The 9787-nt window shown below is 70.3% G+C and carries 10 protein-coding genes; all 10 read left to right on the top strand.

Features of this window, described 5'->3' with window-relative positions; all coding sequences use genetic code 11:
* Window positions 1-374 precede the first annotated feature (374 nt).
* From AB0M65_RS38100 to AB0M65_RS38055, 10 genes are read left to right on the top strand one after another with little or no spacing between them, the layout of a single operon-like run.
* Window positions 375-1454: a BMP family ABC transporter substrate-binding protein gene (locus AB0M65_RS38100; RefSeq protein ID WP_364039506.1), complete on the top strand. Its 1080-nt coding sequence runs from the start codon at window positions 375-377 to the stop codon at window positions 1452-1454.
* On the top strand, window positions 1435-2952 hold the full coding sequence (locus AB0M65_RS38095) for an ABC transporter ATP-binding protein (protein ID WP_364039503.1): 1518 nt from the start codon (window positions 1435-1437) through the stop codon (window positions 2950-2952). Before AB0M65_RS38100 ends, AB0M65_RS38095 begins: the two co-directional genes overlap by 20 nt.
* Window positions 2949-3953 carry an ABC transporter permease gene (locus AB0M65_RS38090; RefSeq protein WP_364039497.1) on the top strand — a complete coding sequence of 335 codons (1005 nt, stop codon included), beginning with the start codon at window positions 2949-2951 and terminating at the stop codon, window positions 3951-3953. The genes AB0M65_RS38095 and AB0M65_RS38090 overlap by 4 nt, the downstream gene beginning before the upstream one ends.
* Window positions 3950-4807, top strand: coding sequence for an ABC transporter permease (locus AB0M65_RS38085; protein ID WP_364039494.1), 858 nt, complete (start codon window positions 3950-3952; stop codon window positions 4805-4807). Before AB0M65_RS38090 ends, AB0M65_RS38085 begins: the two co-directional genes overlap by 4 nt.
* Window positions 4804-5532: a nucleoside phosphorylase gene (locus tag AB0M65_RS38080; protein ID WP_364039491.1), complete on the top strand. Its 729-nt coding sequence runs from the start codon at window positions 4804-4806 to the stop codon at window positions 5530-5532. Before AB0M65_RS38085 ends, AB0M65_RS38080 begins: the two co-directional genes overlap by 4 nt.
* Window positions 5529-6659: an acyl-CoA dehydrogenase family protein gene (locus tag AB0M65_RS38075; protein WP_364039488.1), complete on the top strand. Its 1131-nt coding sequence runs from the start codon at window positions 5529-5531 to the stop codon at window positions 6657-6659. Before AB0M65_RS38080 ends, AB0M65_RS38075 begins: the two co-directional genes overlap by 4 nt.
* The gene (locus AB0M65_RS38070) at window positions 6659-7675 is read left to right on the top strand and encodes a methylthioribose-1-phosphate isomerase (RefSeq protein ID WP_364039509.1); all 1017 of its coding nucleotides are present in this window, start codon (window positions 6659-6661) and stop codon (window positions 7673-7675) included. The genes AB0M65_RS38075 and AB0M65_RS38070 overlap by 1 nt, the downstream gene beginning before the upstream one ends.
* Window positions 7672-8388 (top strand): acireductone synthase, encoded by a 717-nt coding sequence (mtnC, locus tag AB0M65_RS38065; RefSeq protein ID WP_364039485.1) that lies wholly within the window; start codon window positions 7672-7674, stop codon window positions 8386-8388. Before AB0M65_RS38070 ends, mtnC begins: the two co-directional genes overlap by 4 nt.
* Entirely contained in the window at window positions 8385-9056 is a 672-nt protein-coding gene (gene mtnB / locus AB0M65_RS38060; protein WP_364039482.1) for a methylthioribulose 1-phosphate dehydratase, read from the top strand. Before mtnC ends, mtnB begins: the two co-directional genes overlap by 4 nt.
* Complete coding sequence (locus AB0M65_RS38055) at window positions 9053-9631, top strand: cupin (protein WP_364039479.1); 579 nt, start codon at window positions 9053-9055, stop codon at window positions 9629-9631. Before mtnB ends, AB0M65_RS38055 begins: the two co-directional genes overlap by 4 nt.
* The last annotated feature ends 156 nt before the right edge of the window (window positions 9632-9787 follow it).

Here is a 9787-nt window from a genome sequence, read left to right as displayed (position 1 = left end):
ATGGCCCCCTTCCTTGCGCTAGGGGGCCATCACGTACTTGGGGAAGGTGTGAAGGTCGAGTTTCCTCGGCTGAGCCGAGGGAAGGGGTCCTTCACGCGCCACCGTGGTGACTGGTGGTGCCGTGAGGGCTCGTGATGGCCTTTCGGGACGGGTGAGGGGAACGTTGAGGGACTCTGGGTCCCTCAAACAGTCCTTCAAGGACCGGCCACTACCCGGCTCACCCGCCGTAGGTACCTAAAACACCCTTTGGCCAGAACGACCCAAATCACTCACGACCCCGCCCGCCGTATAACGACCTACACGAACGCGCGTAAAGAAGGCTCCCCGGGGAGTTGACCACCGGTTTCTCACTCTCCGGGAAATAGTGTCAGATCGTGGACGATCGACATAAGGTCCGGGACATGTCGCCGAGAACCCTCTTGCGGGCCGTCATGGCCGTTTCCGCCGTCGCGCTCCTCGCCGCGTGCAACGCCTCGGCCAAGGACCCGGCCGCCAAGGACCCAGCCGCCCGGAACGCGGCCGGGCCCGCGCTGGTCTTGATCACGCCGAGCCCGGTCGGGGTCAACGACTTCCTCAAGCTCGCCGTCCAGGGCATCGAGGACTCGGCCAAGAAGCACGGCGGGACGCGGAAGGTGTTCCAGAGCACCGATCCGGCGTCGATCCAGCAGAACCTCGCCGCCGCGGTGCGCGAGAAGCCGGCCGTGATCGTCGCCGTCGGCTTCAACTTCGCCGACGCGATCGCGGCCGAGGCCGAGCGCAACCCCGAGCAGAAGTTCCTGTTCGTCGACTCGTGCACCACGAAACCGTTCCCGAACGTCACCTGCGCGGTGTTCCGCGAGCACGAGGGCTCCTATCTCGCGGGTGCCGAAGCCGGGCTGCTGAGCAAGAGCGGCAAGGTCGGCGCGGTCGTTGTCCTCGACGCGCCCCAGTTCCACCGCTACTCGATCCCGTTCGGGCAGGGTGCGGAGAAAGCCAAGCCCGGCACCACGCTCTCCCCGCTCTTCATCGGCGGAGCGAACCCGTTCAACGACCCGGCGCGGGCGAAGGCGCTGGCCACCACGCTCGCAGGCCAGGGCGTCGACCACGTCATGGGCGCGGCCTCGGCCGCGGGCAACCTCGGCGTCTTCGAGGCGGCCAAGCAGGGCGGGTTCTTCGCGTTCGGGGTCGACGCCAACCAGTGCCCGGCCAGTCCGGGGCAGGTCGTGGACAACGTCATCAAGCGCACCAACGTCGTCATCGGCGACGGCGTCGACGCCATTCTCGGCGGCAAGGCCGGCGAGACGAAGTCCTATGGCGTCAAGGAGAAGGGCATCTCCCTGACCGGGCTCGAGCCGGACGCCTCGACATCGCAGTGCGTTGTCGCGAGCCACCCCGACGTGCTGGCGAAGGTCGGCGAACTGCGGGACCAGATCATCTCGGGCGCGATCGTCGTCGATGACCCCGCCAAATCCTGAAGCCGTCTCACTCCGGGGGATCGTCAAGCGGTTCCCCGGAGTGCTCGCCAACGACCAGGTGGACCTCGACGTCGGCGCGGGGGAGATCCACGCCCTGATGGGTGAGAACGGCGCGGGCAAGTCCACGCTCATGTCCGTGCTCTACGGCCTGCACCGGCCCGACGAGGGCACGATCTCCTTGCACGGCGAGGAAGTCTCGTTCGGATCCCCGGCGCAGGCCATCGACGCCGGTGTCGGCATGGTGCAGCAGGGGTTCGCGTTGTTCGGCGAACTCACCGTCACCGAGAACGTCGTGTTCGGCAGCGAGCCGACCCGCCGCGGCCTGCTGGACCGCAAGGCGGCGACCGCGCGCGTCACCGAGCTGATCGAACGGCACGAACTGCGGTTGCGGCCGGGCGACCGGGTCCGCGACCTGCCGGTCGGGCTCCGGCAGCGCGTCGAGATCCTCAAACTCCTGTATCGCGAGGCCGACGTCCTGATCCTCGACGAACCGACCGCCGTGCTCACCCCACCCGAAACCGACCGGCTGTTCGGCGTCCTGCGCACGCTCGCCGCCGAAGGCCGCACGATTCTGCTGGTGTCGCACAAACTCCAGGAGGTCCTCGCCGTCAGCGACCACGTCACCGTGCTGCGTGACGGCCGCGTCAGCGCCCGCGGGCGCACCGCGGATCAGACCGCGGCCGGGCTCGCCGCGGCGATGACCGGCCGAGAAGTCGATCTCGACCGCGTCCACCCGGCCGGGACTCCTGGCGACGCCGTCCTCGAAGCCCGCTCCTTGACCGTTCCCGGACCGGAAGGGAAACCCTTGCTGGGCAACGTTTCCTTAACCGTCCGCGCCGGAGAGATCGTCGGCGTCGCCGGGGTCGCGGGCAATGGACAGGGCGAGTTGTCCGGCGCGCTCAGCGGCCTCCTGAAGACCGACGGCGAAGTTGTCCTCAAAGGACAGAGCCTCGCCGGCCTGTCTGTCCGCGCCCGGCGGGACGCCGGTCTCGCGCACGTCCCGGAAGACCGCGCCGAGGTCGGCTCGGCGCCGGTGGCGAGCCTGCGGGAGAATCTGGCCGTCGGTTTCCATCGGCGGAAGCCTCTGGTACGCAAGGGTTTCCTGCGCCGCAAGGCGATCGACGACCACGCGTCGGCGATCATCGACGCCTACGACGTCCGTGCGTCCGGCCCCGCCGCCGCGATGGGGACGCTGTCCGGCGGCAACCAGCAGAAGGCGATCTTCGGCCGCGAACTCACCCACGACGCGCCGTTCCTGCTGGTCGAGCAGCCGACCCGCGGTGTCGACGTCGGCGCGATCGAGAACATCCACGCCCGGCTCGTCGCCCATCGCGACGCCGGGCACGCCGTCCTGCTGATCTCCGCCGAGCTCAGCGAGATCCTCGCCCTCTCGGACCGCGTACTGGTGCTGTTCGAAGGCCGGATCGTCGCGGAGTTCACCAAGGCCGAAGCCGATCAGCACAACGTCGGCCTGGCGATGGCCGGTGGTGCCGGATGAAGCGCCTCCGTGTCCTCGCCATCCCGGTCGCTGCCGCCCTCGTACTCGGCGCGATCTTGTTGCTGGCGACCGGAACCGACCCGCTGGCCGCCTACGGCGCGATCGTCTCGGGCGCGTTCGGCCCCGACGGCATCGGCGACACCCTCGCCTACGCCGTCCCGGTCGCGGGGATGGCACTCGCACTCGCCATCCCGTTGCGTGCGGGCATGGTCAATCTCGGCGGCGAAGGGCAGCTGGTGCTCGGCGCGATCAGTGCGCTCGCCGTCGGGCTGTACGTTCCCGGGCCGGGGCCGGTCAAAGTGGTTCTCGCCCTGCTCGCGGGTGTTCTCGCCGGGGCCGCGTACGCCGCGCTGGCCGCGGTTTGCGAGAACCGCTTCGGTGTCCCGTTGCTGGTCAGCACCTTGCTGCTGAGCTATCCGGCGATGTCGCTGGCCGGCTACCTCGTGCGATTCCCGCTCAAGGACGCCGGTTCCAGCCTGCCGCAGAGCCCGCAGCTGCCCGAAGGCACGCGGCTGCCCGAACTGGGTGGCGTGACGACCGGGATCTTCCTGGTGCTGGCGGTGATCGCGGTCTACGCGGTGATCGACGCCCGCACCCCGGCCGGATTCGAGACCAAGGTGACCGGCTGGGCGCCCAGGTTCGCCGTCTACGCCGGGATCGACCGGCCGAAACTCACGGTGCGGCTGCTGGCCGCGTCGGGCGGGACCGCCGGACTGGTCGGCGCGATCGCCGTCCTCGGCTTCCCGTACCGGTTCATCGACGGCGCCCTGATCACACCGCAGTACACCTGGATCGGCCTGCTCGCGGCGCTGCTCGCCGGGGCGAGCCCGCTGGGGACACTGCTCGCGGCGGTGTTCTTCGCGGCGCTGACCAGCGGCGGGTTCGCGATGGAACGCGCCACCCAGGTCCCACGCGAACTGACCGCTGTCCTGCAGGCCGTGCTGATCATCTTCCTGGCCGCCACCTCGGGGGTCTTCCGGCGGAAGGCGAGGCGCGCATGATCGACGCGAGCTTGTTCTCCTCGGCGCTCACCGCGCTGACACCCATCCTGTTCGCCGCGCTCGCGGGCGCGTTGTGCCGGCGGGCCGGGGTCTTCAACATCTCACTCGAAGGCTCGCTCCTGGTCGGGTGCTTCGGTGCCGTGGCGGGTAGCTGGTACACCGGGAGCGCCTGGATCGGCGTTGTCGTGGCGGTGATCGCGGCGACGGCGTACTCGCTGATCCTCGCGATCGGGTCGATCACCTTCGACGGCGATCCGATCGTCCTCGGCGTCGCGAGCAACCTGCTCGCCGTCGGGCTGACGAGTTTCCTGATCCGCACGGTCTTCGGCACCGAAGGGTCGTTCAGCGATCCGGCCCTGCGAGGCCTCGGGCAGTTCGGGCCGCTGCCAGGGCAGTCTTTGCTGGTCTATCTATCCTGGCTGGCCGTGCCCGCGCTCGCGGTGCTGCTCTACCGGCATCCGTGGGGGCTGCGGCTGCGTGGCGTCGGCGAACGTCCCGAGGCCGCGTCAAGCCTCGGCGTCAACGTGACGAAGTACCGCTATGGAGTGATCCTCGCCGGGGGAGCGCTCTGCGGTCTCGGCGGCGCCCAGCTGGCACTGGGCTCGGTGACGTTGTTCGCCGAGAACCTGACCGCCGGCCGCGGCTGGATCGCCGTCGTCGCGGTGATGCTCGGGCGTGCCCATCCGCTCGGGGTGCTGCTGGCGGCGCTGCTGTTCGGCCTCGCCGAGGCGTTCGGCTTCCGGTTGCAGGGCATCGGGCTGCCGCAGCAGGCCACCGACGCCGCGCCCTATGTCGTCACGCTGGTGGCTTTGTTCCTGTCCAACGTCAAACGCAAGAAGGGACAGCCCGCGTGAGCGACGTCCTGCCCATCACCAAGATTCCCCGGACCGGCCTGCCGCCGCGTGCGCTGGTCGTCGGCGACCCGGACCGGGCGACCGCGGTGGCCGAGTCGCTGCGGGACTCCGTCCTCGTCGGGCAGAACCGCGAATACCGCAGCTACACCGGCACCTGGAAAGGCGTCCCGGTCGTCGTGTCCTCGCACGGCGTCGGCGGCCCCGGCGCGCTGTGCCAGTTCGGCGAGCTGGCCGAGGCCGGGATCCGTACCTTCATCCGGCTCGGCACGGCGGGTTCGCTGCGCGACGGGGTCACCGACGGCGACCTCGTCATCGCCGAGGCGGCCGTCCGCGACGACGGCGTCACCCAGCAGTTGATCCACCCGGAGTACCCGGCCTTCGCCACTCCGGAGGCCGTCGTCGCGCTGAGCCGTGCCGCCGGTGAGGCGCACCGCGGGGTGGTGTGGACGCGGGCCGCGTTCAGCCCGCTGGTGCTCACCCTGCCGATGGCCGACTACCTGGCCGCACGGGTGATCGCCATTGAGATGGAACTCTCCACACTGCTGGTGTTCGCGGCATTGCGCGGTCTGCGGGCCGGTGGTGTGCTCGTGATCGACGGCGACGCGCGGGCCGAGCATCCCGACCCGTCGGCCTACGACCCGCACCGCGACGTCGTGGCCGCCGGGGTGGCACGGGGGACCCGGGTGGCGCTCGACGCGCTGGTCGAGCTGGAGGGAGCGAAATGACCGAGGTGTGGCGGAAAACGGCCCACGAACTCGCCGAAACCTTGCGGGCGGACGCGGCGGGGCGTGACCTCGCCGGACGGCTCCCGCTCGCCGAGATCGGCCTGCTGCGCGAGTCCGGCCTGTTGCCCTTGCTCGACACCGCGGGCTGGACGGCCGCCAACCAGGCCACCCGGATAGTCTCCGCCGCGGACGCCTCCGTCGGGCACCTGCTCGGCTATCACTACCTGCAGCTCTGGCGCACCGGACTGTTCGGGCTGCGCGCGCCGAGTGAACCGGGTTGGTTCTGGGCGGGCGTCAGCAACCCGCTCGACGCGGCCCTGCTGCTGACCCCCGCCGACGGCGGGTTCACCGTCGAGGGCACGAAGACCTTCGCCACCGGCGCGGCCGTCGCCGACCGTCTGGTGGTCAGCGCGACGAGGACCGACAACGGCGAGAAGCTGACCTTCGTCGTCGACGCGCGGGCCGACGGAATCACCTTCCCCGGAGAATGGGACAACATCGGCCAGCGGCTCACCGCGAGCGGCGCGGTCCGGTTCGACGCCGTCCGCGTCGAGTCCGCCGATGTCCTCGGTGCCCAGCCGGAGGATCAGGCGGATCCGAAGGTACCCCGGATCTCGCTGGCGGCGATCGGGTTCCAGCTCATGCTCGCGCAGGTCTACGTCGGTCTCGCGGTCGGCGCGCTCGACGCCGCCGCGGTGTACACGCGGGAAACCGCCCGTGCCTGGACACTGTCCGATGTAGACAAAGCGACGCAGGATCCCTACATCCTTGCCGGGTACGGCGAGCTGGTCGCGACGGCGCGGGCGGCCGGATTCGCCGTCGACGCGGCGGTTTCCGCCCTCGGTGATGCGGACGAGCGCGGCTTCGACCTCACCCCGGCCGAGCGCGCCGAGGCGGCGATCGCCATCTCGGCGGCCAAGGTCGTCGCGAGCCGGGCCGCGATCGAGACCACGAGCAAGGTCTTCGAGTTCACCGGCGCGCGGGCGACGGCGACGAAGTACGGCTTTGACCGGTTCTGGCGCAACGCCCGCACGCTGACCTTGCACGATCCCGTGTCCTACAAGGCACGTGAGGTCGGCGACCACTTCCTCAACGGGATCCCGCCGTGCCTTTCGGGGTACAGCTGATGACGCTGCCGATCCTCGCCGAAAGCGTCCGCCTCGACGGCGAAGGCGTGCACATCCTCGACCGCCGCGTCTTCCCGTTCTCGCGGGAATGGGTGCTGTGCCGGACCGCGGAAGAGGTCGCGGTGGCCATCGAGGACATGGTCACGCAGTCGTCCGGGCCGTATTTCGCCGCGCTGGGCGCGATGGTGCTCGGTGCGCGCGAGGCGTCCGGGCTCTCGCCGTCCGACGCCCGTGCGTACCTGGGGCGAGTGGGGGAACGGATCGTCGCGACCCGTAAGACGAACAACCATCTGCGCAAAGCCGTCGCCGCCGTACTGTCCGAAGTGGACAACTCGGCAGGCGATCTCGTCGAGCTCGCGACGGCGGGCGCGCGAGCGGGTGACGAGTTGTACCGGTCGCGCAGCCGCGCGCTGGGGGAGTACACGGCGGAACTGGTCCCGGACAAGGCGACCGTGCTGACCCACTGCTGGGCGGATCTGTACCTGGTCGACCTGGTGCTGGCCGCGCGGCGCCACGGCAAGGAGTTCTCCTTCTTCTGCACGGAAACCCGGCCGTATCTGCAAGGCGCGCGGCTGACCGCGGAGACGCTCGCCGAAATGGGCGCCGACACCCGGCTGATCACCGACGGCATGGGGGCCGCGGTGCTGTCCTCAGGCGAGGTCGGCGCGCTGGTGACCGCGGCCGACCGGGTCACCATGGACGGCCACGTCGTCAACAAGATCGGGACGCTGGGGCTCGCTGTCGCGGCGGAGGCGTTCGGTGTGCCGTTCTACGCGATGGTCCAGGCACCCGACCAGGCAGCGCCGACCGGGACCGACGTGCCGATCGAATACCGCGACGGCGACGAGGTGCTGAGCGCGCTCGGGCACCGCGTCGCGGGCGAACGCGTCCGGGGCCACTATCCGGCCTTCGACGTGACACCACCGCGGTTCGTGACCGCGGTGGTGACCGATCGCGGGGCCTTCGAACCAGTGCGGCTCCGCGAGTACTACGCAGAAGGGGAAGCGAACCAGTGACCGCAACGCTGACCGCCCGGTGGGTGGTCCTCGACATCGAGGGCACGCTGACCGCCACCAGTTACGTGCACGTGACTCTCTACGACTACGCGCGCCCGCGCCTCGGCCCGTGGATCGACGAGCACGCGGACGACCCCGAGGTCGCCGCCGCCGTCGCGCGGATCAAGGAACTGGGCGGGCTCCCGGCGGAGGCGTCCACCGTGGACGTCGTCGGGGTCCTGCACGGCTGGATGGACGCGGACCAGAAGATCGCTCCCTTGAAGACGTTGCAGGGGCTCATCTGGCAGCGCGGGTACGCCGAGGGCGACCTCACGACGGAGTTCTTCGGCGACGTCGCTCCGGCGCTGCGGTCCTGGCACGAGTCCGGTCTGCGGCTGGCGGTGTTCTCCTCCGGCTCGGTCGCCGGGCAGGTCGCGTCGTTCTCGCGGACCACCGACGGCGACGTCACCGGCCTGTTCGAACGGCATTTCGACACCGTCAACGCGGGCCCGAAACGCGAGGCGCCTTCGTATCGCGCGATTGCTTCCGCGCTGGAGGCCGAGCCGGGCGACGTCGTGTTCTTCTCGGACGTCCCCGCCGAACTCGACAGCGCCGCCGCCGACGGCTGGCAGACCGTCGGGCTCGCCCGCGACGGTGAACCGTTCGCCGACGCTGATTTCGGGACACATCGGGCGATCCGGACGTTCGACGAGGTGAAGGTCGTGCCTCGATGACGACACTGGAACTCGCCGGACGCGCACTCGCCGAGGAGTCCGCCCGCTTCGCCGGGCTGGGCTGGATGCGGGGCACGTCGGGCAACCTGTCGGTGGTGCTCGGCCGCGACCCGCTGCGGGTCGCCGTCACCGTCAGCGGACGCGACAAAGGCGAGCTGACCAGCGATGACGTCGTGGTGGTCGGTGAGGACGGGCTGGCCGTGGCCGACCAGCCGTACCCGGACAAGGTGCCGTCGGCCGAGGCCGGGCTGCATGCCCGCATCGCGGCGGTGTCGGGCGCGGGCGCCGTGATCCACGTGCACGCGCTCGCGCCGGTGGTGGCCGCCGAGCACTGGCCGGACGGCGTCGAACTGCGGGACCTGGAGATGCTCAAGGGCTTCGGCCGGGCCGCGCACGACGATCTGGTGACCGTCCCGGTGATCGCCAACGGCCAGGACATGCGCGTCCTCGGCGACGCGTTCGAGGCCGGGTTCCGGGCGGACACCCCGGCGGTGATCGTCGCGCGGCACGGGATCTACGTGTGGGGAGATGACCTTCGACACGCGCGCCATCGCCTGGAATGCCTGGAGTGGTTGCTCCGGTTCACTGTGGAGACAAGACTGTCGTTGACGGGCTCTCAGCGGGAAAAAGGACTTCGAGCCATGGCTGACGAAAGGGGAGTGCGATGACCCTGCTGACGGTGTGGCCGGACGACCGGCCCGGCGAGATCGCGCTCAGGACCGAGGACCCGGCCGTGATCACCGCGGAACTCGGCAGGCTCGGCGTGCGGTTCGAACGGTGGGAACTCGTCGCGGATCTACCGCGAGAAGTGACCCCTGAGCAGGTGCTGGCCGCCTACGAGGAGCCGATCGGCAAGGTCTCGGCCGCCGAGGGCTACACCTTCGTCGACGCCGTCCGCATGACGCCGTCCTTCGAACCTGGCTGGGCCGCTCAGGCCGCCGAAGCGCGGCAGAAGTTCCTCGCCGAGCACACACACGACGATGACGAAGACCGCTTCTTCGCACGTGGTTCCGGCGTGTTCTACCTGCACGTCGGCGGCCGGGTGTACGCCGTGCTGTGCGAAGCGGGCGACCTGCTGAGCGTGCCTGCCAACACAACGCACTGGTTCGACATGGGGACGCGGCCCGACTACGTGTCGATCCGGTTCTTCCACGACGACGGCGGCTGGGTCGGCAACTTCACCGGCGCCACGCTGGCCGGGGACTTCCCGGACTTCGACACGCTGACCGCCGGGCGCCGCTGACGCTGCTGCTGACGCCGCCGACGACGCTCCCGCTCCCGCTGACGCGGTCGGCTCCCGCGACCCGCCGGACGCCGCTGCTGCTCCCGCTCCCGCCGCCGCGCCCGCGGCAAGTACGTGAAGGCCCCCTTGCTTGCGCTAGGCCCCCTTGCTTGCGCC

Source organism: Amycolatopsis sp. NPDC051071, assembly GCF_040682875.1.
Lineage (GTDB): Bacteria > Actinomycetota > Actinomycetes > Mycobacteriales > Pseudonocardiaceae > Amycolatopsis.
Note: the sequence above shows the minus strand (reverse complement) of the source record. Positions and strands in the feature narration are given on the sequence as shown.

What these genes read in the sequence shown, in the direction of transcription:
- AB0M65_RS38095 (WP_364039503.1), top strand. Translation starts at nt 1,435, where the DNA reads ATGACCCCGCCAAATCCTGAAGCCGTCTCACTCCGGGGGATCGTCAAG.
- AB0M65_RS38090 (WP_364039497.1), top strand. Translation starts at nt 2,949, where the DNA reads ATGAAGCGCCTCCGTGTCCTCGCCATCCCGGTCGCTGCCGCCCTCGTA.
- AB0M65_RS38085 (WP_364039494.1), top strand. Translation starts at nt 3,950, where the DNA reads ATGATCGACGCGAGCTTGTTCTCCTCGGCGCTCACCGCGCTGACACCC.
- AB0M65_RS38075 (WP_364039488.1), top strand. Translation starts at nt 5,529, where the DNA reads ATGACCGAGGTGTGGCGGAAAACGGCCCACGAACTCGCCGAAACCTTG.
- AB0M65_RS38070 (WP_364039509.1), top strand. Translation starts at nt 6,659, where the DNA reads ATGACGCTGCCGATCCTCGCCGAAAGCGTCCGCCTCGACGGCGAAGGC.
- mtnB (WP_364039482.1), top strand. Translation starts at nt 8,385, where the DNA reads ATGACGACACTGGAACTCGCCGGACGCGCACTCGCCGAGGAGTCCGCC.
- AB0M65_RS38055 (WP_364039479.1), top strand. Translation starts at nt 9,053, where the DNA reads ATGACCCTGCTGACGGTGTGGCCGGACGACCGGCCCGGCGAGATCGCG.